General features: G+C 65.1%; 19 protein-coding genes. 16 read left to right on the top strand and 3 right to left on the bottom strand.

The features are described 5' to 3' along the window. The first annotated feature begins 62 nt into the window (after positions 1-62). From H5399_RS11425 to H5399_RS11390, 8 genes are all read left to right on the top strand, one after another. Complete coding sequence (locus H5399_RS11425; RefSeq protein WP_182783184.1) at positions 63-1,562, top strand: sugar transferase; 1,500 nt, start codon at positions 63-65, stop codon at positions 1,560-1,562. Between the two features lie 141 nt (positions 1,563-1,703). Beyond that, positions 1,704-2,255, top strand: coding sequence for an acyltransferase (locus H5399_RS11420; protein ID WP_182783183.1), 552 nt, complete (start codon positions 1,704-1,706; stop codon positions 2,253-2,255). Between the two features lie 72 nt (positions 2,256-2,327). Next, a protein-coding gene (locus H5399_RS11415; RefSeq protein WP_370585757.1) for an integrase core domain-containing protein occupies positions 2,328-3,700 on the top strand; the annotation gives its coding sequence in 2 pieces (positions 2,328-2,694 and positions 2,694-3,700; 1,374 coding nt in all). Positions 3,701-3,864: 164 nt separating this feature from the next. Then, positions 3,865-4,362, top strand: a complete 498-nt coding sequence (locus H5399_RS11410; RefSeq protein WP_182783182.1) for a hypothetical protein — start codon at positions 3,865-3,867, stop codon at positions 4,360-4,362. Between the two features lie 46 nt (positions 4,363-4,408). Continuing rightward, on the top strand, positions 4,409-6,352 hold the full coding sequence (locus H5399_RS11405) for an acyltransferase family protein (protein ID WP_182783181.1): 1,944 nt from the start codon (positions 4,409-4,411) through the stop codon (positions 6,350-6,352). A gap of 178 nt (positions 6,353-6,530) precedes the next feature. Further along, positions 6,531-7,307 (top strand): PIG-L family deacetylase, encoded by a 777-nt coding sequence (locus H5399_RS11400; protein ID WP_182783180.1) that lies wholly within the window; start codon positions 6,531-6,533, stop codon positions 7,305-7,307. After that, on the top strand, positions 7,307-8,353 hold the full coding sequence (locus H5399_RS11395; RefSeq protein WP_182783179.1) for a glycosyltransferase: 1,047 nt from the start codon (positions 7,307-7,309) through the stop codon (positions 8,351-8,353). The genes H5399_RS11400 and H5399_RS11395 overlap by 1 nt, the downstream gene beginning before the upstream one ends. Positions 8,354-8,363: 10 nt before the next feature. Continuing rightward, positions 8,364-9,551, top strand: coding sequence for a glycosyltransferase (locus H5399_RS11390; protein ID WP_182783178.1), 1,188 nt, complete (start codon positions 8,364-8,366; stop codon positions 9,549-9,551). 63 nt (positions 9,552-9,614) lie between these two features. Here H5399_RS11390 and H5399_RS11385 read toward each other — a convergent pair whose 3' ends face one another. The 3 genes from H5399_RS11385 to H5399_RS11375 all read right to left on the bottom strand — a co-directional run bounded on the left by H5399_RS11385 (position 9,615) and on the right by H5399_RS11375 (position 12,825). Continuing rightward, positions 9,615-10,739 carry a glycosyltransferase gene (locus tag H5399_RS11385; RefSeq protein WP_182783177.1) on the bottom strand — a complete coding sequence of 375 codons (1,125 nt, stop codon included), beginning with the start codon at positions 10,737-10,739 and terminating at the stop codon, positions 9,615-9,617. 2 nt (positions 10,740-10,741) lie between these two features. Next, positions 10,742-11,620, bottom strand: coding sequence for a hypothetical protein (locus H5399_RS11380; RefSeq protein ID WP_182783176.1), 879 nt, complete (start codon positions 11,618-11,620; stop codon positions 10,742-10,744). 45 nt (positions 11,621-11,665) lie between these two features. Beyond that, positions 11,666-12,825 (bottom strand): IS3 family transposase gene (locus tag H5399_RS11375; RefSeq protein WP_182783175.1). Its coding sequence is split into 2 segments (ribosomal slippage): positions 11,666-12,544 and positions 12,547-12,825, totalling 1,158 coding nucleotides; the frame shifts between segments, so codons are not numbered across the junction. 640 nt (positions 12,826-13,465) lie between these two features. Here H5399_RS11375 and H5399_RS11370 point away from each other — a divergent pair. The 8 genes from H5399_RS11370 to H5399_RS11335 all read left to right on the top strand — a co-directional run bounded on the left by H5399_RS11370 (position 13,466) and on the right by H5399_RS11335 (position 23,149). Beyond that, complete coding sequence (locus H5399_RS11370) at positions 13,466-14,101, top strand: glycosyltransferase (protein WP_182783174.1); 636 nt, start codon at positions 13,466-13,468, stop codon at positions 14,099-14,101. A 180-nt stretch (positions 14,102-14,281) separates the two neighbouring features. Beyond that, complete coding sequence (locus tag H5399_RS18555) at positions 14,282-16,090, top strand: ABC transporter ATP-binding protein (RefSeq protein WP_182783173.1); 1,809 nt, start codon at positions 14,282-14,284, stop codon at positions 16,088-16,090. A 60-nt stretch (positions 16,091-16,150) separates the two neighbouring features. After that, positions 16,151-17,014, top strand: a complete 864-nt coding sequence (locus H5399_RS11360; protein WP_182783172.1) for a glycosyltransferase family A protein — start codon at positions 16,151-16,153, stop codon at positions 17,012-17,014. Next, positions 17,011-17,904: a glycosyltransferase family 2 protein gene (locus H5399_RS11355; RefSeq protein ID WP_182783171.1), complete on the top strand. Its 894-nt coding sequence runs from the start codon at positions 17,011-17,013 to the stop codon at positions 17,902-17,904. The genes H5399_RS11360 and H5399_RS11355 overlap by 4 nt, the downstream gene beginning before the upstream one ends. 23 nt (positions 17,905-17,927) lie before the next feature. Next, positions 17,928-18,908 carry a glycosyltransferase gene (locus tag H5399_RS18550; protein WP_182783170.1) on the top strand — a complete coding sequence of 327 codons (981 nt, stop codon included), beginning with the start codon at positions 17,928-17,930 and terminating at the stop codon, positions 18,906-18,908. Next, the gene (locus H5399_RS11345) at positions 18,899-19,927 is read left to right on the top strand and encodes an RNA-binding protein (protein ID WP_182783169.1); all 1,029 of its coding nucleotides are present in this window, start codon (positions 18,899-18,901) and stop codon (positions 19,925-19,927) included. The genes H5399_RS18550 and H5399_RS11345 overlap by 10 nt, the downstream gene beginning before the upstream one ends. Further along, positions 19,924-20,814: a glycosyltransferase family 2 protein gene (locus H5399_RS11340; RefSeq protein WP_182783168.1), complete on the top strand. Its 891-nt coding sequence runs from the start codon at positions 19,924-19,926 to the stop codon at positions 20,812-20,814. The genes H5399_RS11345 and H5399_RS11340 overlap by 4 nt, the downstream gene beginning before the upstream one ends. 91 nt (positions 20,815-20,905) lie before the next feature. Continuing rightward, positions 20,906-23,149 carry an N-acetylneuraminate synthase family protein gene (locus H5399_RS11335; protein WP_182783167.1) on the top strand — a complete coding sequence of 748 codons (2,244 nt, stop codon included), beginning with the start codon at positions 20,906-20,908 and terminating at the stop codon, positions 23,147-23,149.

Here is a 23,149-nt window from a genome sequence, read left to right as displayed (position 1 = left end):
GGGGAGTTCACCCTCACATCGCACCGTTCCATGTCGACTCCTATGGGGGGAGCGAAGTCCACATGACCATCCGCGAAGTCTCGGCAGCCCAAGCGCATGCCATTCCTTACCGCTTCGGCGCGACCAAGCTTGGGTCGCTCAGACTGCCCGGCAACATCGCCGTCCCAACCCAGGTCCTCGGCCTCCTGGTTCTCGACGCACTCCTCCTCGCATGTGCCACCGGCGTCGCGCTGTGGGGCAGGTCCCAACTGGGGTTCCTCCCCGACGCCGCCGATGTGGAAGCCAACGTCCGGCCGTGGGCCGTGGTTCTCACCCTGGGATGGCTGACTGCACTGGGCATCAGCGGGGCTTATCAGACCCGGTTCCTGGGTGCCGGAATGCTCGAGTACCGCCGCGTCCTGAACGCCTCCGTGGTGGTGGCCGCCGTCGTCGGCATCGGTGCCTACCTCCTGCAGTACCCCCTGTCGCGGGGCTTCTTCGTGCTGCTCTTCCTCGTGGGCATCCCACTGCTGCTGGTCGGCCGGCTGGGCATGCGTCGCGGCCTCCACACCGCCCGCATGAAGGGCCATCTGATGACGCCCACTCTGATCGCCGGGGATGAGGCCCACATCGACGACCTCGCCCGCGTCCTGCGGCGCGAAAGCTGGCTGGGATTCGAGATCGTCGGCGCACTCTCCAGCACCCCGCAGGGCGCTTACACCGCGGGTGGGATTCCTGTGGTGGGAAGTCCCGAGGAAGCCCCCGTCGTCCTGCGCACCATGGGCGCCGCGGCCGTCATCTTCGCCACTGGCTCCTTCCCGCGGGCTCACATGTTCAACCGCATGGCCCGTGAGCTGGAAGACCACGACGCCCAGATGATCGTGGTCCCGGCCCTGACTGACATTTCGGCCGAACGCCTGCAGGTGCGCCCAGTGGCCGGGATGCCTCTCGTTCACGTCGAGCAGCCGCGGGCTCAGCACGCATCTCGCTGGCTCAAGCGGATCTTCGACGTCGCCGGCTCGGGAGCGTTGCTGTTCCTCTCCCTTCCCCTCACCGTCGCAGTGGCCACCGCGGTCAAACTTGAGGACTCCGGCCCGGTGTTCTTCAAACAGACCCGGGTGGGCCTCAAGGGCGAGCCCTTCAGCTTCTACAAGTTCCGTTCCATGGCCACCGACGCCGAGGAGCGTCTCCAAGCGCTCTTGGCAGAGAACGGTTCGGACGGCGAGGTCCTGTTCAAGATGACCCACGACCCGCGGATCACCCGTGTGGGCAGATTCATCAGGCGCTACTCGATTGATGAGATCCCGCAGTTCTGGAACGTCCTGCGCGGCGAAATGAGTCTGGTCGGCCCCCGCCCCGCCCTCCCCCACGAGGTTGAGCGGTACGACGATCACGTCCTGCGCCGTCTGGACGTCCGCCCCGGCCTGACGGGCCTGTGGCAGGTGTCCGGCCGCTCAGACCTCCCGTGGGAGGATACGGTGCGCCTCGACCTGTACTACGTGGACAACTGGTCGATGCTGCAGGACCTGACGATCCTGGGCCGGACGGTGACCGCAGTGCTGGCCTCGCGCGGCGCCTACTGAGGGCTCAGGTCCGTCACTTTCCACGTGTCCCGTTTCGGATGTGCAGGTGGCCGGACGAAGTAGCTCAACCGCCCCTGCCATGGCTTAGGCTCTCGAGGACGGAGGCGGCAGGCGGCCGCGGGGGGCTTTGAGGGTGAGGCTTTGACAGGATCGGATGACTCAACCGGCACCGTAGTTCGGCGCGAGCCGGGCCCACGGGCGACGCGGGATCGCTCCCTCGACGTGGCGCGCGGGCTCGCGATCATCGGGGTGGTCGTCGGGCACGCGTTACGAGGGCTATTCGCCGCTGGGCTCGCTGACCCGGCGCAGCCGGTCTGGGCTTTCATGGATCGGGCGCTCTACCTTCTGCACCTCCCGGTCTTTGCCTTCGCGACGGGGCTCCTCATGCCGCGCCCCGTCGAGCGCGACGGGCAGGCGCGCTACCTCCGCGAACGACTCTCCTTGCTCCTATACCTGTTCCTGCTCTGGACCCTCATCGAGGGCACGGCAGAGGTCTTGACATCGTCGGTCAAGAACGTCCCCGTGACCTGGGTGGAGGTGCTGAGCATCTGGACACCCCTGGGCCCACTGTGGTTCCTGCCGCTCCTCATGTTGGCGACCGTTGTGGTCGTGGTCCTCGCGCCGTGGCGCGGCCCTGTCTGTCAGGGTTGGGTGAGGCCAGCGGTTCATAGCAAGTCCGCTCGACAGGGCTAGATCAAGGATCGTCCAACCATGAGCATTTCGACACTGTCTTCCCGACCGGCTGTCACCACCGATGATGGGGTGATGACCGATTCTGTACCCGGCCCTCGTGCGGGTGGCCCGACCCGGCGGCGGGTGTTCACCCCGGCCGAGAAGTTGTCCCATCTGGCCGCCTACGACGCCGCATCGCAGCAAGGCCAGGGTGGCGCCTACCTGCGTGCCGAGGGCCTGTACTCCTCACACATGACCGAGTGGCGACGGCTCCGTGACGCCGGGATCTTGGAAGGCAAAGCACCCGGCCAGAAGGTTGGACGGCCCAGCAAGGACCAGACCGAGATCGCCCGGCTCCGCCGCGAGCTCGACCTGGCGCAACGACGCCTGGCCCGCACCAAGACGGCCCTGGACATCATGGGAAAAGCACACGCGCTCTTGGAGGACATCTCCGAGAGCGCGGAGACCGAGAAGCCGCGCAGCACGTCCTGATGGGCGCCTACGACGACCTGATCGCTGCGGGGACCACGACCCGCGACGCAGCCACCCTCACCGGCGTCCCTCGTTCCACCGCCACCCGCCGCCACGACCATCCGACCCTGCTGATCCGGGAGCCGACAGCTCCGGTGAACGCGTTGAGCAAGGCAGAGCGGGAACATGTCCTGGAGGTCCTCAACACGGCAGAGTTCGTCGACCAATCCCCGACCGCGGTCTACGCCACCCTCCTGGCACGCGGCCAATACCTGTGTTCACCAGCCACGATGTACCGGATCCTGGCCGCGAACGCCCAGGTCAAGGAACGCCGCCGCCAAGCCCGCCACCCCGCCCGGGCCCGACCGGAGCTGACCGCAACCGGCCCAGCGCAGGTGTACTCGTGGGACATCACCAAGCTCCACGGGCCGGTCAAGGGCTCCTACTTCGACGCCTACGTGATGATCGACATCTACTCCCGCTACATCGTTGGCGCCCACGTCCACACCCACGAGTCCGGACCCCTGGCCGAGGAAATGATCAAAGAAGTCTTCGGCGTCCACGGCGTCCACGCCGACCGCGGCACCTCCAAGACCGTCGCGACCCTGCTCGCCGACCTGCACGTCACCCGCTCCCACTCCCGCCCCCACGTGTCCAACGACAACCCCTACTCCGAAGCCTGGTTCAAGACCCTCAAGTACGCCCCCGCGTTCCCCGACCGGTTCGGCACCCTCGGAGACGCCCGCGCCTTCCTCACCGAATTCGTCGACTGGTACAACCACGCCCACCAGCACGCCGGCATCGGCCTGCACACCCCCGCCGACGTCCACTACGGCCTCGCCAGCGCCACCCAAGCCCGACGATCCGCGACCCTGGCCGAGGCCCGCACCAGCCACCCCGAACGCTTCACCACCACCACCGACCCGAAGATCCTCAACCTCCCCCAGACCGTCTGGATCAACCAGCCCGAAGCCCCGCCCCCAGCAGCCGCCTAACTCCCACTGGCCCCACCCACCTTGACAAGTTCCGCGGTGGACGGCTTCGTCTAGTCGCCGTGACCCTCACAGTGCTTGCAAGTGTGGCGTTCTGGGGATGGGAAGGCCAGTACGCCTTCACGAGGGTGTTGCCGCTCGTTGCTTGGTTCGTTCTCGGAGCCTTGGTGACGTTCGAACGGTTCACCCAATGGGCGGCAACGTCCCGATCCTCGGCCTTGGTGGTGATCTTTGCGGCCGGCGGAGTGGTGTGGTTATCGGCGGCATCCGTGCCGTGGGTGACAGTCCCAACCATCATCGACCCCGACCGGGGACTCGTGTCGGTGTTGGCCGGCGTGGCCGGTGTGCTGGGCGCGTTAGCGGCCACGCTAGCCGCGTCTATCCTCCTGGCTCGGCTTCAGACGTCGGGGGGCGTCCTTGGCTATCCCGGGCGCCTTTCCCATCAGATCTACCTGTCCCACGTCATCTTCACGGCCGGCACCCGCGTCGCGCTGGTCCGCATCGGCATCGTCGACCCGGCAACCCATCTGGCCCTCGGCACTGCGGCAGGAATCGCCGGGCCTTTGGTGCTCGAACAGGTGACGCGCGGCTTGCCCTGGCTCTTCGCTCCCCCGTGTGCCACCAGGAGAGCGGCCACCACAGTCGCGGGCCCCCGCCATGGGTAGCACCCTGGCACAGCACTCCGAGCCCGTCCCGTTAGGATCAGGGACCATGTCGAGCCCACCCAACAGCCAGCCGACGCGTGCCCGCCTTCGGGACCTCCAAGGCCTGCGCGCAATCGCCGTGCTTGCGGTCATGGCCGGACACGCGGGGCTCGGGTTGAGCGGTGGCTTCATCGGCGTCGATGTCTTCTTCGTCCTCTCCGGTTTCATCATCACGCTGATGCTGCTGCGGGAGCATGCCACCACTGGAACCATCTCCTTCCGCCGCTTCTACATCCGCCGGATCAAACGGCTCGCACCGGCCTTGGCGGTCACCAGCATCGCCACGGTGCTCCTGGCCCTGCTGTTCCTGTCTCCACTGGGGCCGCAGGAGACAACGTTCAAGACCGCGCTGGGCGCCACGTTCGGAGTCGCGAACTGGGTGATCGCGGCCGGCACCGGTGACTACTTCGGGACCGCGGCAGAGCGAAACGCGATGCTGCATACCTGGTCGCTGGCGGTGGAGGAGCAGTTCTACCTGGTCCTACCAGCGCTCATGCTCTTCACGCTCGCCCTGGGCTCCAAGATCGGCAAGCGGTGTGGCTGGCTCGTCCCCTTCTCGATTCTGGGGCTTCTCGCAATAGGCTCCCTCGCCTCGATCCGCGTGGGCACCGTGTTTCCCCTCGGCTACTACGGCCCGGTGACCCGAGCCTGGGAGTTCCTCGCAGGCTGCCTTCTGGCTCTCGTCATCGCCCACGTTCGACAGCTGCCCCGGATTCTCTACCCGCTGTTAGGCCTTGTCGGTCTCGGGCTGATGCTGTGGGGCCTGATCGCGATCACCCCTGAAACGCCGTTCCCAGGCAAGTGGACTCTGGTTCCTGTCGTGGCGACCCTTCTGCTGATCGTTGCAGGCCAGGGAGGCCCGAACATCGTCTCCGGGGTCCTGTCCACGAAACCCATGGTTGCCATCGGCGACTGGTCGTACTCCCTCTACCTGTGGCATTGGCCGTTCATCGTGGTGGCGAAGGCCATCTGGCCCTTCTCCAGCATGGCGCCCATCGCGGCGGCCGCGGTGTCCGTCATTCCGGCGCACCTCAGTTACCGGTACGTGGAGGAACCGTTCCGGCACCTCCAGGTCAGGGGCGTCCGTCAGGTCAGCAGGGTGGTGGCAGCCATCCTGCTCCCACCCACGGCCGCCGCCATGGCGGCGTGGCTCGTTTTCGCGCAGATCCTGACGCCCGCTTTCGGTCTGGATGAGGCCAGCGCGAAGGACCCACTGACTCCAGCAGAGGCGACGGCGGATGCCGGGCTCATTCCGTGCCGCGACCCGCTCATGCTGCAGCTCGCGAACGGCCTCTGCGGGACCACGCGGACGGGTGCACCAACCGTCCTACTTGCCGGGGACAGCCATGCGGAGCACCTGCTACCCGCGTTGACCGACGCCTTTCCCGACCTCAACCTCGAGATCATCAGCGTGCGGTCCCCCAAGCCGTTCGGCTCCAGCGCTGGAGCGCAAGCCGTCGTCGACTACGTGGCGCGTCAGCCGAATATCCGGGCCGTCGTCTACAGCCGTAATCTGGGGCGAGACGGCCGGGGCCTCTCAGAGGACGAGGAGGCCGGGATGCGGTTGACCGTCGAAGGCATGTCGAAGCTTGGCCGCCCAGTGTTTGTTCTGGACGACAACCCATTGTGGCCCCTCGACATGTTCAGCTGCACCCACCGCTTCTCGCTGGCTGTCCCCGGGATTGTGTGTGAGTGGGACCGCGATTACTTCGCGCCGCGAGAGTCCGCGATCAGGGAGGACCTGAACGGCGTCCTCCGGGACATTGAGGGTGCGAAGGTGGTGGAGGTGCACGGGGCGCTCTGCGACGCAAACGTGTGTCGCCGTGCCCAAGACGGCGAGCCCCTCTACTCCGATGCGAACCACGTGACCGCGGTGGGTGCCGCCTTGATGGTGTCGTACGCCCTCGAGCGCCACCCCGACTTCCAGGCCGCATTGAGTCATCCCTCCTGACGCCGAGGGCAGTCGCCGTCCGGAAAGATCCTGACTAGGCAATATTCGTCGCGCCTGACTCCACCACCGGCATAGGTCCCCCGCTGGACGATCAGAGCCGAATAGGATCCACATGGAGATCAGAGCTGGCATGCGCACGCCATGACCTACGACAGCGCTGACAGAATAGGAGGAAGGGATGAGACGGAACTCGGGTACCTCCGGCCTTCGTGCGCTGTTCGTGGTCCCCCACCAAGACGACGAGATGCTCACACTCGGTGCCGCTATTAAGGCCGACGTCGCCGATGGCTTCACCGTCGACGTGATCCTCGTCACCGATGGCAAGGAGGACCCTGCACGCACTGGACTGACGGCCGAGTCCCTGGGACGGATCCCTGATCAGCAGGAGTTCTCGGCCGCACGGGACCGTGAGTTCGAGGCTGGCGTACGGCAACTCGGAGGGAACCCCATCCTTCCTCCCCTCCCTGAACGCCAGCCGGACGGGGGAAGCACCGTCTCAGGAGTCATGGAGCTGGTGGTGCGGTTCGCGATGCCTGATGCCACCACCCATCTCAGAGCGACTTCGACACACGACTACCACTCCGACCACCGGAACTGTGGTGCGGCTGTCTCGTTGCTCGTCGCCAGGGGCCAGGGAACCGATCCCCGCCTCTTCATCTCCCGCTACAAGAGCCATCTGTGGCCGCGAGGCATGACGAAGATGGGAAACCACGGCGGCGTCACCTTTGAGGACCAGTGGCCATACCGCCTCAAGGCCCCGGATGACGGTTGGTGGGGCATCGGCTACGACTCCGCACCTGACTGGTTCGACTACCTCACCACCATCGACGGCGCTTCCTACTGGCACAGGCCGAAATGGCGGTCCCGCATCAGGCAGTTCGTGGGTCCTTGGGCACGAAAGTCGGGGCTGACGACGGTCATCTGGCGCCTGCAGCGCCGAGGGCGGCTGGGCTGATGGCGACGTACTTCATGGCCCCCGATCGAGCATCCGCCACGGGCGGCATCAGGATCATGTACGGCATCGCACGGGCTCTCAGAGAGAGCGGCCTAGAGGCCCGTGTCTGGCACAGCGCAAGTGCGTCCCACCCGGAAGCGATATGTGCCAACCGACTGACGTTACAGCCGGGAGACAGGATCGTCGTAGCCGAAGTGGCGCCTCCCGAGACCCGAAAAGCGCTCGAAGGCCTGCCCGTCATCGTGATCAACCAGGGCCACTACTTCACGATCGGAATCCATGCCGATTACCCGGACATTCAGGCGCCCTACCCGGGATGGCCGGACGCGGTGGCGGTCATGGCTACTTCTGAAGCCATCCACGAATACCTTAAGATGATCAAAGTCCGCACCCCTCTGCTCCCCCTTCGCCTTTACGTGGATGAAGTCTTCCTGGAACAGGACATTCCTTTCACCGAACGTGATCGGATCATCGCGTACATGCCGAGGCGGCGGGGAACAGAGCTCAACGCTCTGATCAATGCGGCAAAGCGAGCTCCGGAGTTTGAGGGCTGGTCCTACCTCCCCATCGACGGCGTGTCTACCGAGGGGGTCGCGGCGGCCTTGGGCGCGTCCAAGGTCTTCTTGCATGGCGGCATGGCTGAGGGTCTTGGGCTCCCCGGCATCGAAGCGATGGCCGCCGGTACCTTGGTGATCGGGTTCCCGGGGGATGGCGGGCGCGAGTTCTTGACCGACGATTGGGGTGTGCCTCTGCCGGACGGTCACCTAACGGAAGCGACGCTCAAGTTCCTCGACACCCTGCGGGCGATCGAACGAGATGAGGCTTCGATCGCGTCCAAGGTGCAGGCGGCCACCAACTTCGTTGGCGAACGCTACGGATGGGATGGCTTCGTTGAGAGGGTGTCGCACACACATGAGCAACTTGGGAGCGAGACTGCCATTGATAAACGAGTCGTGATCGAGCACACGACCCACGTCGCCCGCAAAGCCCAGAGCCTCCCATTACGGAAGCGGCTGGGGATGATCCGCCGCGCAATCACGCCGTGAGAGGGATCCGATGACCACTGGTCACCCGATCAACTCCCCAACGCGCCGGCTGCTGATGATCACGCAGGCCGTACCGCGCACTCACACAGGCAACGCCGGCCAAAACTACCTGTCGGCGAGAGCGCAGCACTGGCAAGGCGAGTTCGAGGTGAAGTGCCTGCTGCTGCCGGGGAGGTCGGCGAGAGAGGATCTCCCTGCTGCTCTGTGCGAGACTCACGTGCTCCAGCCATCTCATCGGAGCAAGCTCGTCCAGATTGTGAGCAACCGTATCCGCCGTACTTTTCCTGGGCTCGCGGATCCCGCAATTGCCGCGGATCTCAAACGTGATCGGCGGGCCGTCGCTTGGCTCTCCGAAGCGGACGTGGTGGTCCTCGAATGGCAAGAGATGGCTGGCCAGGCGAGGACAATCAGGAGACTGGCACCTGATGCCAGGATCGTCAGCGTCTTCCATGATGTCGTCTCCCAGAGTGTCGAACGAAAGCTCTCGCAGGCCAAAGGGCTCCGTGAGAAACTCAAACTCCGTGCGGTCCGGTCGGTCGCGCGGCTGAGCGAGCGCTGGGCCGTCGCCACGAGTGACGTCGCCGTGGTGCTCAGCACGAAGGATGCCGCCCTGCTGCCCAGGGGCAAGGCTCGCATCGCTGTGGTTCCGCCCGCGATTACCGCCCCCACGCAGCCAGCACGAGACTGCGATGCCCTAAGGGTCCTCATGGTCGCCGGGTGGAGGCAAGAGGACATAAACGGGCTGGACTGGTTTCTGGACCGTGTGCTCCCCCTTGTGAACAGGGCTGGCTTCTACCCCACTGTCCACCTCGTGGGGCGCATGCCGGAAGAGCTTCGCACCCAGTGGGCGGGCCGGTCCGTCACCATTGATGGCTTCGTCCCCGACCTCACACCTTCCTACGCGCGAGCATCCGCCGCCATAGTCCCGCTTCTGCTAGGAGCAGGGGTGAAGTTCAAGACTGTGGAAGCGATCCTGCACCGAGTTCCCCTCGTGACCACGCCAGTAGGTGCCGAGGGTGTACAGGGACTCGAGCACACGAAGCTCGTGAGCCACGACTCAGCCGAGTTCGCCGATCGCTTGGTCAGAATCTTCAAAGATCCTGTCGCTGCTCAAGAAGAAGCCGACGCCTTGGCGCAGGAGGTGGCCCAGCACCACGGCATGGATGCGTTCCGCAGAGCGATGAATGAGTTGCTCTAGGAAAGGCTCACCTCGGCGGCCCCCACCAACCCACTGCACGTGAATTGGCTGACCGCACCCGAGTCAAGCGGCTCCATCCACTGCTCTCCTTCTCAGGGCTTCGCGATATGCAGCAATCCACTGCTCCACGACAACGGCGCCCGAGGTCGCGGCAGCGTTGCGAAGCGCAGCCACCGACAGCTCGGCCCTCAGGCTCCCATCATCCATCACCCTTCGCAGCGCTTCCGCCAACTGGTCCACGTCGCCCAACTCCACGAGGAGACCGCCCTCGCCCACTGCTTCCCGAATCCCTCCTGGGCAGTCATAGGAAACGGTCGGCACGCCGCAGGAGGCCGCCTCGAGAACCACCATTGGGTAGCCCTCGAACTTCGACGCCAGCGCAAGTATCCCCGCGGATTGCAGCACCGCTGTCGGATTGTCTGTTAGTCCCTCCAAGAAGATGTTGGGCTCATTGGTCACCAGGGCTTGCAGTTTCCGTCGCTCCGGGCCCGACCCATGGATGTGCAGTGACCAGTCTCGGCGCCCAGCGCGACGAAACGCCTCGACAATGTGCGGGATCTGCTTCTCCTCCGAGAGCCTGCCCAGATAGACGACGCGCTTCTCCGGACTTCCAACCTGAATCGGGGGTGAGGCATTCGGAATGAGGATGGGTTCAGCTCCTCTGGCAAGCTGGTCACGGCTCTCAGCGTCCAATACATGCACAAAATCGACATTCGGAAGCTGCGACAAGACCTCGGCCTGTAAGCCCGCGGCGCACGAGGTGAACGACGAGTGCATCTGAAGCACCCTCACCGCAGTCCTGGGCGCGGCCACGCTTGCGAACTCAAGAGCTCGTGGGCTCGCCGCGATGAGCAGCCCTCCGTCGCCCATTCGCGCCATGAAGCGTTTCATCGCGACCTTGACACCCGCTCGCCACAAAGGCGTGATCGCGTGCCTGGGAGCACGCAGATACCACTTCGAGAGTTCGTATCCATCCATCTCCGTGGTGAAACGCCGCAACCTCCTCGGTTGGAACACGTTGAAGCGTCTTTCGAACTCGTCATCCACATGATCCAGGACCACGTAGGACACGGGAATGTTGAGACGCTCGAACTCTGAACCCACTGCGGTGACCGCAGTCGGTACCCCGCCGGGTCGAGTGAGGTTTTCGACGACGAAGATGATGCTTCTTGGCAACGCTTCCTGCATGGCTACTGATAGTCCTGGAAATCGAGAAGCAGGTCGTCGTCCTGTCTCACGTGTGACAGGTATTTCAACTGGAGCGGGTGAAGCACGCCTCCCAGCAGTCGGGTCCAGGAAACCGGATAGCCCTGAGGCTCACCACGGATACCGCCCGGGTACTCGGCTGCTTGAGGGCCGTAGTAGTCCATCCGGCGCTCCACCTCACGGAGCCACTCGGCCGTCAGCGGCGTGTAGGAACGGACGAACATCGCGCCCAGACCAACGAGGCGCGGATGATGCATCGCAACATCGAAGCCAAGAGGGCCTGCTAATCGGACGACTGACGCTGCGGTCAACTCCGTGTAGCCGGTGAGCCACGCGTCGGGATCGGCGGCGGCCCGCCGGTAGGCCTCTCCCCATGAGTGCAGCGGGGCCTTGATACCTGAGTAGCCACCGCCGTGATGATGCATGAGGTAGGCCTGAAGGTAGTCCGACCGATGGACGAGGGACAGATGCTCGTAGGCGGGATGAATTGGGTGTCCGTCCACCACCCAGTCGCGGAGGTTGTCGGGGGTGACCAGCTCGACCGGGAGGCCAACAGTCTCCCTCATCCGTGCGAGGTTCCGTGCCCGGTTAGGTGTCAATTGATTCGCGCCAGTCCAGGCCACCAGGATGCGCCGGGGCAGTTCGCTGGGGTGATTTAACTGAGGTGGCTCACGGAAGAGGAAGGTCCGCCGATAGCGCTCCCGCTTGAACGCATAGGGGCGGGTCTTGGAGTAAGGCCCAGCCGCCACCGTCGCGGCTCCGAACTTGACGGAGCGAGCAGCGATCTTGCCTCGCTTGGCTGCGACGAAACCGACATGCTTCATTTGTCGCGCGACGTCCAACAGCCTTGAGCGAATCGACATGCTGAGATAGTACGGGACTGCTGCACGTCTTGGTGACAGGTTGGGTTAGGCGGCCTGGAGGGCCGTTGTGGTCATGATGGTCTCGTATTCGATGGGGGTCAACCGGGCGAGTCGGGTTTGTCTGCGGCGGCGGTGGTAGGTCCGTTCGATCCAGGTGATGATCTCCAGCCTGAGGTCTTGCCGGGTGGCCCACCTTCGTCGGTTCAGCACGTTCTTCTGCAGCAGAGCGAAGAACGATTCCATTGCGGCGTTGTCACCGGCGGACCCGACCTGTCCCATCGACCCTGCCAAGCCATGGTGTCGGATCGTGGCGAGGAACCTGCGGGACCGAGATTGAGACCCGCGGTCGGAATGGACGATGCAGCCGGCGACGTCACCGCGCCGTGCGACTGCCATGTTCAGGGCGTCGACCGCGAGCCGGGCCTGCATCCGGTCACTGATGGAGTAGCCGACGATGCGGTTGGAGAACACGTCCTTGATGGCGCACAGGTAGATCTTCCCTTCACCGGTGTGGTGTTCGGTGATGTCGGTCAGCCACAGCTGGTTCGGCTTGGCAGCGGTGAACTTGCGTTCGATCAGGTCGTCGTGGGCGGGAGGGCCGGGTTTCTTGCCGCTTGCGCCGCGCTTCTTCCCGAACGCAGACCACCACCGGTTCGCCGCGCAGATCCGCCACACCGTCCGGTCACAGCGCTGGTGGCCCAGGCTGCGGACCTCGTCTGCCAGGAGGCGATACCCGAACTCCGGGTCGTCGCGGTGAGCGTCGAACAGGGCGTTGGCTAGATAGGCGTCGTCGAGTTCACGGTAGCTGACCGGTGCGCTCAGCCAGCGGTAGTAGGGCTGGCGGGCGAGCTTGAGGACCCGACACGTGACCGTGACGGGGATCCCGTCGGCGGCCAGCTCACGCACGAGCGGGTACATCATTTTCCCGGCAGGTTCGCCTGCGACAGATACGCAGCCGCCCTGCGCAGGACCTCGTTCTCCTGCTCCAGCAGCCGGTTGCGGCGCTTCAACTCCCGCAACTCCGCTGCCTCAGCGCCGGTGACTCCCGGCCGGTGACCGTCTGCGACGTCGGCCTTGGCGAGCCAGTTGCGCAGACAGGACTCGCTGATGCCGAAGTCCTTGGCGATCTGGGAGAGCGGGGACTCGCCGCGACGGGCCACCGCAACCACGTCGTCTCGGAACTCCTTGGGATGGGCTTTGGGCATGGTCTACATCCTTCCAGCAGGACCTCACGGCCCCACACATTGGATGTCACCTATTCATGCAGCAGTCCCTACGCATCCGTTCTGGAGGGCGGGCGCGCGACTCGGTCGCCCCACGGTCAGGTGGGCGGTCGGCTAGCATGCATGAAATGGTCCATCGAGCTCGATCGTGTCTTCGACGGCAACCCAGGATGGGGGCTTCATAGTGACCCGGTCTGGACGACGACCCAACCACGATGTCAAGGTGCTCATCCTCGGCGGCGATCATCGCCAAGGGCCTTACGGGGTCGACCGCCTACCTCGCTTTGGCTTCGCGCCTTCCGGCGTGCCGCCGCTCCGGAATCGTTACGCGAAGAAGGCGCGGGACGTCGTTGAACACCGAAGCGGAATCCTGCTTGATCTACCGTTGAGGAGCGCGCCACTCGCGTTTGGTACAGACCTCACACTCGGGCTCCTTGAACCATCCAGTCGCTTCGCCGCCTCAATGCGTCGACGCCGTGTTCCACCCTACGGCGATCACCCCATGGTCATGATCACTTGCTGGCTGAGCGAATGGATCCGTCAAGCTCCCCCGGAGGGTCGACAACGCCTTGTGCGCCAGTATGGCGGGGCGGATCTCTTGCTGCCGTTGAGCCGCAATCAAGTGGATATCTTGGTCGATGCGGGCTTTCGGGAGGACCAGGTAGCCCCCATCCCCTTCGGCTGCGCGCCCGGACTGTTCGCGGGGCCGGAGTTGGAACGAGACATTGATGTTCTCGCGGCCGGGTTCGACGCGGGGCGAGACTACGAGACCTTCTTCGCGGGCATTAGCAGGCTCCCCGTCACCGTGGACCTTCTGTGCAGCCCCAGGAATCTCGAGGGCCTCCAAGTCCCGTCGAACGTGAGAGTTCATGGGGTGGTTCCCTACGATCGCTATCGCCACATGATGCGCCGGTCAAAGATCGTGGCCGTCCCAACCCGAGAACTTGCCTATCCCACTGGTCAATCTGTGGCTCTGGACGCCGCAGCGGCGGGCGCTGCTCTCGCTGTTACTGGGACGACCCCACTCAAGGAGTACTTCTCAGAAGACAATGCCGTCCTAATCTCTCCCGGGGACTCCAACGGCTGGGGTGAGGCACTAGCCTCCCTCCTTGCGAACCGAACCCGCCGAGAGGCCCTCGCGGCGGCCGCGGGCATCCACGTCCGCACGAACCACGACTACGACAACATGTGGATCGCTTTCACCAGACAACTGCGGGCCCATGGGCTACCCGCGCCGCAGTCAGACTCGCCGGCGTGAGGGGTTGCCATAGGTCGTACTACCATCGGCTACCAGGACGGCTAGGCGACGGAGGGGTGGCGCCAGTGATCACCGCATGCTCGACCGAAGCTCCGATCAGACCTCAAGGACTTCCGATGACGCGACGACATACCCCGCAGTGCTGTTGTGACGACCCCGCCCGACACGGGGGGAGGGCCAGTGCGCGAGATTCGTGAAGTCCTAGCAGACCTGCGCCTCGCGTTCACTCTCGTACCTTGGAGGATGCGCCCCAAGCTACTTGGCATCCTGATTGGATCCCTGGCGATCGCAGCCTTCGACCTCGTAGCGGTCGTCATCACACTGCCACTCATGCAGGTCATCAGTGGCATGACTCCCGAAGACTCAGCGGTTCTGCGTTGGATCGGTAACGTCACCGGCCTTCGGGACCAGCAAGGATTGCTCATCACTATCCTCGTCGCCGTAGTCGTCACGATCCTGCTGAAGAATCTGGGAGCTATGGCCTTCAGATGGTGGAACCTAGGGGTCGTCGCGAGGGCGACGTCAGATGCCAGCTATTCAATGCTAACGCTGTACACAACGTCACCATGGGTGTCGCACCGTCAACGCAAACGGGACGACATCTACCAGACAATGACGGGCTACGTGCCAGGGGCTTTCGCCACTGCAGGCGATGTGATTCTCCTCGCCGTCGACATCTTCTCAGCGTTCGCGGTCATGGCCGCCTTGCTCATGGTCTCCCCAAACGCAACCTTGGTGGCCCTGGTGTTCTTCGGCGGAGCAGCATGGGTTCTTCAAGCTGTCTTGAAGAGGGCTCAACTCAGGCTCGGTGAGACAGCCCGTGTCGCGAACGTCAAGAGTTGGTTCTTCCTGCAGCCTGCGATCGACGGATTCAAAGAGGCGCGCATCGCCAACGCGAGCGCTCGTTTCTCACGGGACTACGCCTCCACAAGATACGACGCCAGTGTGGCCAACCGCAGCGTGGGCGTGCTGGGCGAGGTGCCGCGATTGGTTCTTGAACTCCTCATGATCCTTGGCATCATGGTTGTTGCCGGGTTCCTCTTCCTCACGTCAAGCCAGGAGGAAGCATTCGCGTTTCTGGGAGTCTTCGCAGTCGGTTCGTTGCGGATTGTTCCTTCTCTCAACCGAGCTGTAGCTACCCTGGGGCGCATCCGCACCGCGCTTCCTAGTCTGCGCGCTCTCACACACGAGATCCGAACCCTGCGGCTGGAACCGCGGCCGACTCAAGCGGGCAGTGATACTCACTCATTTCCCATGGCCGATATCGTGTTCGACCAGGTCACATTCACGTTCCCCGATGCGGATGAACCCGTTCTGGACCGAGTCTCCGGCGTGATTCCGAAAGGCCACACCGTGGCCTTGGTCGGCTCCAGCGGCGCAGGCAAGACCACATTCGTGGACATGCTGCTGGCCCTCTTCACTCCGGATCAAGGATCGATGACCGTCGACGGAGTAAGCATCCACGATCACCCCATTGCGTGGTGGCAGCAGCTCGGAATGGTGGCTCAGGACGTCTTCGCCATGCCGAGATCCATCCGCGAAAACGTCGCCTTCGGTTTCGAGGAGGGTGAGATAGATGATGGGCGCGTTCGAGAGGCTCTCCACCTAGCCCAGCTCGACGACTTCGTCGCGGACATGCCTGAGGGGATCCACAGCCTCCTCGGCCAGCAGGGGCTTCGCCTCTCGGGCGGACAGAGGCAACGCATCGGCATTGCGCGTGCGCTCTATCGTCAGCCACAAGTGCTGATCCTCGACGAGGCAACGTCGGCGCTCGATAACGAAACAGAGTCCCGGATCACGCAGACCCTCAAGGGCCTCCATGGGAAGGTCACGATCGTGGTCGTCGCCCATCGGCTGTCCACCGTCAAGCATGCCGACCAGATCCTCTTCTTCTCGCAGGGAAGGATCGCGGCACGCGGCACCATGGCCGAACTGGTGGAATCGAACGAGGAGTTCGCCAACCTCGTCCGGCTCGGCCAGTTGAACTAGGCTCAAGAGACAACATCTCGCCTCGCGTCCCTCAGGCGCCCGACCGAACCGGTGATGCCAGTGACCGTCGACATCGTCGTCATCATCCCGTGCAAGAACGAGGCCAGCCGTCTCCCGCGGCAGTTGACCGCACTGAACAACCAGACCGATCTGAATTTCAAGGTTGTGGTCAGCGACAACGGCTCGACGGACGCGACTGTCCTGCTGGCTTCGGGCTGGGGAGCCCGATTCAGAGGCGGGATCAGCGTGGTGGACTCCTCGGAGAAACCGGGGGTGGCGCACGCACGAAACGTGGCCGCGCGGGCTACCGATGAACCGATGATCCTCATCTGTGACGGCGACGATGTGGTCCACCCAGAGTGGGTGGGCGCGATGCGCACGGGCCTGGCAACCCATGACATCGTCACCGGGCCACTCCACTTGAGGCACCCGGGCGCTCCCAACCGCGACACCATCTGGAACGGGAACAACGTCCCCACTTCCATGAATTACCGCTCCTACGCCCCCGGTGGCAACATCGGCATACGGAGGGGGGCGTTCGAAGCCGTCGGCGGCTTCGACGAATCCCTCTCTCTTGGCCAAGAGGACGTGGATCTTGGCTGGCGAGCAATTGAGCTGGGCCTTCGCATCGGTCATGCCCAGGGGGCTGCGGTGGACTACTACCAACGCGACGATCTCAGGTCAGCGATTCGCCAACAGCTTCGATACGGCAAGGCGCACGTAATGCTGTACAACAAGCACCGGCAGAATCCAGACATCCCACCCCCCGCATCGGACAAAACATCCGTTCGCTGGTTCTGGGAATGGGCCAAGCAGCTACCTAGAGCCGTCGCCGCGGGTCAGGTCAGGCCGGCCATTGCGGCCGCCGCGTTCCAGGCGTCACGCTTCTATCACTCCATCAGCTTGGGGAGGAGCCCCCTATGAATCTGCTCAGCGTGGTGATTCCACACTATGGGGCGCCCGAACCAACGCTCGCCTTGGTCAACCAGCTAACTGACCAAGCCGGCCCTCTCCGACTGGAGATCATCGTCAGCGACGACTGCTCACCCGTACCGTTCCCTCCCTCGGGCGCATACAAACTGGTGAGGCGGACTGAGAACGGCGGCTTCGGTTCGGCGGTCAACAGCGGCGCTGCGGTGGCCACCGGCGACTACCTTCTGATTCTCAACAGCGACCTGGAGATCGATCCGACATTCATCTCCTCGCTGATCGACGCGAGCGCACCATGGCAGCCGGCGGTGACCGCTCCCCGAGTGGTGACGCCCGCCGGGCGCGTCGACCACACCGCACGCTCCTGGCCGAGTATCGCCAACCAGACTCTGGAGTGGCTCACGCCGCTGGCGCGCTGGCACCAACGCGTGTGGTTCCAGCGACTCTTGGGCCATAATCCTCGGACCCTCACCACCACCCAGCCCGTCGAGGTCGATTGGCTCGTCGGGGCGGCTTTTTTGGTTCCCACTGCGGACTTTCGTGCGGTGGGTGGGATGGACGAAAGCTTCCACATGAATTCGGAAGAGATCGACCTGCAGCGCAGGTTGGCCGCTCGCGGCCTGAAGCGGGTCTACCTGCCCGCTGTCTCCGTCGTCCACGAGGGCGGCGGATCGTCGGACCCCGCCAAGCGCCGGTGCTGGCTCGTCACCTCCCAGCTGCGGTACGCAGAGAAGTGGGGAGGGTTGAGGCGTCTCCGCGTCGCACTGACCGTGGCTACGTTCATCAACTTCGCATGGAACAGCATTCGGCGGCTACGAGGAATCGACGTCCAGCCGCTGACCGTTGCACGCGAAGAGTTGTCGCTCGTCTGGACCCGGATATGAGGACCAGCCCTCGACTCCTCTTGGTGAGCCCCGTCTTCCACGGCTACTGGCGGTCGATCGAGGATGGCTTCCGCAGCTGCGGGTTCGAGATCAACTCCCACCTCTACGACCGAAAGGACCGCCTCCTCGACAAGGTGGCGTACAAGGCGCTGCACGAGCTTCCGGCCAAGGCTGGCGTCAGGAAAGACCGCGTGAACGCGACCGTCACGGCGGGCACCGCACAGGCCATCCGGGCTCATCGGCCGGACGTCACGCTGGTGATTCGAGGGGATCAGTTCGGTGAGTCTGTCTTCGCGGCGTTGGACGAGGTGGGCTCGAAGAAGATCGTCTGGCTCTGGGACGAGGTGCGACGCACGTCTCATACGGACGACTCGCTCGACCGGTACGACCACCTGATGTCCTACTCCCCGCTGGACACCGCCGCCTTCATCGCTTCGGGCCGTGACTGCCTCCACCTACCCAATGCGTTCGACCCGGCCATGTCACCCGCGCCGCGCCACGCCAACGAGGTCGTCTTCATTGGCGCGCGCTATCCACGTCGAGAGGAGCTTCTCACCCATCTCTCGGCCCGTGGTGTGCCGCTTCGCGCGTTCGGACGCGACTGGTCGCGCCACCTCCTCGACCGCGCCCGCACCTGGCAGATCAGCCGACCCGACGTCCCGTCCTCCCGTGACATCAGCCGGCTGGATGGGTATGCGCTGACCGCAGGCGCGCCGGCCGCGATCAACATTCACGGGGATCAGGACGGCTTCACGATGAAGACATTCGAGGTGCCGGGCGTCGGCGGCGTGCAGCTCATCGACCGGGACGACGTCTCCGACTTCTACGAGCCGGGCAAGGAGGTCGCCGTCTTCCACGATGAGGCCGAGTTGCTGGAGCTGTGCGAGCGCGCCATTCGGGACGACAGGTGGGGCGACGCCCTACGCCTGGCTGGGCGCAAGCGCACCCTCGCAGAGCACACATGGGCGCACCGCGCGGCGAAGGTGGCGCAGCTGTGGGCCTGAAGTACTCGGACCTGGACTCCTGGCGCCGCTGGCAGCAATCCCGGCGACGCCTGCACGTGTTGAAGGACCGCGCCCGCTCCCTCCGCCGCTCGCCAGCCCCACAGCCCGCACGCCGTTTCTGGGTTCGAGGAGCGGACCCGACGATTCTTGTGGCGTGCGACTCTGACTCCCCAACGAACGACCACGCCCTGATCAAGCCGCTCGAGACCGCCACGGACCTGGGGGCGGTCGTCGCTCATCCTGAGGGCGTCCACCTCAAGCTGGGCGGCGAGTGGACCGAGCTCGGATCGATCGACGAGGTCTGGCCGTCCGTCAGGGCGGTCGCCTCCATCGGCGACCACCTCGGGACCGGGGCATGGGCGCACGGCCTCGCCCAACGTGAACAGCGGGGGCAGCTCGTGGTCCAGCACGGCCTCCTGACCCCCTTCTCACCTCCCCCTCCACGGAACTCCCGTGTGGCGGTCTGGTCCGAGGAGGACGCCTCTTTCCTCGGACAGGGGCGGCCCGACCTCAGCTTCGTGGTGACGGGATCACCGTTGCTCGAAGCTGCGGCCAGCGCGCCCGCTCGTCACGTGAGCCGCTTCGAGACCCCCGTCTTCCTCGGCCAGCTCCACGGCGCCGAGCTGTCCCGCAGGTCAATGGCGCGATCCGTCACCGCCTTCTGGCGCGAGACGGGCTGCTGGTACCGGCCTCATCCCCGCGAGGAAGACAAGCTGTCGCGTCTTCAGCACGCGGCCTGGAGACGCGCCGGCATGCAGTTCGACGACGCGGCCCGGTTGAGCGACGTCGACCGCCCCGTGGTCAGCGCTTTCTCCACCGGGGTGCTGGAGGCGGCCGCGCGCGGAATCCCCGCGTGGGTCTTTCACCTCGATCCCCCACAATGGCTGGAGGAGTTCTGGGAGCGGTACGCGATGTCGAGGTGGGGGATGACGCCGACACCCCAGTCGCCATTGACTTCTATCGGTGGCGTCTCGGCGAGCACGCGGATCGCCCACCTGTTCGAAGGAGAGCGCCCATGACCCGGGTCGAGGTGTCCGTAGTGATCTGCGTGCTCAACGGGGCGGCGACGATTCGACGACAACTCGACGCCCTGGACGCTCAGCGGGGCCACCCGCCGTTCGACGTCCTTGTCGTCGACAACGGGTCCACCGACGCCACCCCCACACTCATCGCGGAGTGGCAATCCCGACCCGGCGCACCGACTCGGAAGCTCGCAATCGAGGCCCACGAACGCCGCAACATCCCGTACGCCCGCAACGTCGGCGCCATGACGACGACAGGCCGGATCATCGCCTACTGTGACGCGGACGACCGGGTAGATCCGGCGTGGGTCAAGGCCATCGCCGACTGCCTCTCTGGCGACGGGATCCTGGGGGGTCGAATCGAGGGGGTGAGCCCTCGAGGGGAGCCGAAGCCTGACACCTTCCCCCACGGGCTCACGCGAACTCCCTATCTCCCCCATGGCGGCAACTGCAACCTGGCGATCACCAGGAGCTGCTTCGACGCGATCGGCGGATACGACGAGACTCTCCCGCGCTACGGGTTCGAGGATGTCGACATCTGTTGGCGTGCCCAGGAGGCAGGCTTCCCCATGACGTACTGCCCCGAAGCCGTCGTCTACTTCTCCATCTCCCCAAAGACCAAAGCCATCAAGAAGGAGTTCCTCATCGCCCAGGCACGGGTGGCCATGGCCCATCGTCATCCTGGGGCGTACCAGGGATTCACGCTCCCCGGCACGGTTGCGCACCTGGCGCGCACCACAGCACTGTTGCCAGTGCGCCTGGCCCGACCCGGCGCATCAACTCGCAGCCGCCACGTGAGGCACTTCATCGACGCCTGTGGATTCATGGTTGGGTACCTCAAGTACGGGCCTCCCCCGCGGTCGGCGAAGACCCAGCGGAAGTAACGCTGAAGCCGCACGCAACCAACTTGTGCCACCATGGGAGTGATCCCCTCAACGAGGGGCATGAACGACCAGCTCGCGGGGGGGCCGCTAGATGATCATCGAGCGCCGTGTGGGCCAGTACTTGGTCCGCGATGACGAGCCGCTGCTCAGCGCCCTCAGACGGATCGACGCCAACAAGTCACGCATCGTCTTCGTCGTCGACAACCACGGACATCTAGTGGGTTCGCTCACCGACGGCGACGTGCGCCGTTGGCTGATCGCAACCCCAGACGCCCTCCTCGACTCCCCGAGTCGGCAGCCCGCGAACGCCTCCTGCGTCCGCGCCCGGATCGACGACCCGCACCAGCAGATCTCGGCGCTCATCACAGGTGCCATCAGCCACGTGCCACTGCTCGACGACCAAGGCCGCCTGGTCGCCGTCGCCAGCAACGACCGCCGCGCCCTCCAGATCGGCCGCCACCGCGTCTCCGCCGAGGACCCGACGCTGATCATCGCCGAGATCGGCAACAACCATCAGGGTGACGTCGACTTCGCCAAGGAGCTGGTCGACCTCGCCGTCGACTCCGGCGCCGATGTCGTGAAGTTCCAGCTCCGTGACATGGACGCCCTGTACCGGCAGACCGGCGCCGCCAGCGGCGGCGAGGATCTGGGCGCGCAGTACACGCTCAACCTGCTCGCGAAGTACTCGCTGAGCGCCGAGCAGATGGTCGAGGTGTTCGACCACTGCCGAGCCGTCGACGTCGACGTCCTGTGCACCCCGTGGGACTCGCCCAGCGTGAAGGTGCTGGCCGACTACGGCGTCCCCGGCCTCAAGGTGGCCTCCGCCGACATGACCAACCACACGCTCCTCGACGAGATGTTCGCGACCGGGCTCCCGCTCATCGTCTCGACGGGGATGAGCACCGAGGCCGAGATCATCGAGGCCGCCGACCTCCTGCGCTCGTCCGGCTCGCCCTTCGCCATGCTCCACTGCCAGAGCACCTATCCGGCCCCGTTCAAGGACATCAACCTGCGGTACCTGTCCCGCCTCGCGGAGATCGCGGGCGGGCCCGTCGGTTACTCCGGCCACGAGCGCGGCTACCACGTGCCGCTGGCCGCCGTCGCGATGGGCGCCCGGATCATCGAGAAGCACTTCACCACCGACCAGAGCCTCGAGGGCAACGACCACAGGGTCTCCCTCCTCCCCGGCGAGTTCCGGGCCATGGTGGCGCGCATCCGTGAGCTCGAGGAGTCGCTCGGCAACGGAAGCGCCCGCGTGGTCTCCACCGGCGAGTCGATGAACCGTGTCAACCTCGCCAAGTCGCTCGTCGCCACCCGCCGCATCAACGTGGGCGAGCGGATCGGGCGCGACGACGTCACGGTCAAGTCCCCCGGCCGCGGCCTGCAGCCCAACAAGCTCCACGAGCTCCTGGGGCGCACGGCGGGCCGGGCGATCGAGGAGGGCGACTTCTTCTACGCGGGCGACCTCAGCGACGCCCCCGTCGGCAAGCGGAACTACTCCTTCCGGCGGCCCTGGGGTCTGCCCGTGAGGTACCACGACTTCGCGAAGCTCGCCGAGGGCACCAACCCCGACTTCGTCGAGTTCCACCTGTCCTACAAGGACGTGGAGCTCGACGTCGACGAGATCTTCGCCGGACGCCTGCCGTACGGCTTCACCGTCCACCTGCCGGACTTGTACGCCGGCGACTTCATCGTCAACCTCGCCAGCCCCGACGACGTCGTCTGGGAACGCTCGATCGCCGAGACGCAGCGGGTCATCGACCTCACCCGGCACCTGACGCCCTACTTCACCCAGGACGAGCCCCCGGTCGTCATCGCCACGATGGGCGGCTTCACCGCCGACGGCTTCGTCGACCCCGGCGAGCGCCCAGCCATGTACGCGCGGATCGCCCAGGCGATCGAACGCCTCGACACCGCCGACGTCCGGCTCACCGCCCAGACCCTGCCGCCCTACCCGTGGCTGATGGGCGGCCAGCAGTACCACAACCTGTTCATGGGGCTCGACGACACGGTCGACTTCTGCGAGCAGTACGGCCAGCGGATCACGCTCGACATCTCGCACTCGAAGCTCGCGGCCACCTTCCACAAGCTGCCGTTCAGCACCTACGTCGAGAAGCTCGCCCCGCTCACCGAGCACCTGCACATCGTCGACGCCGAGGGCGTCGACGGCGAGGGCCCGCAGATCGGCGACGGCGAGGTCGACTGGCCGCTGCTCGCGAGGCAACTCGACGACCTCTCTCCCGGCGTTGGTTTCATCCCCGAGATCTGGATGGGCCACACCGACGGCGGCGCCGGGTTCTGGACCGCCCTCGAACGGTTGGAACAGTGGTTCTGA

The organism is Tessaracoccus sp. MC1627 (assembly GCF_014164725.1).
Taxonomy (GTDB): domain Bacteria; phylum Actinomycetota; class Actinomycetes; order Propionibacteriales; family Propionibacteriaceae; genus Arachnia.
Note: the sequence above shows the minus strand (reverse complement) of the source record. Positions and strands in the feature narration are given on the sequence as shown.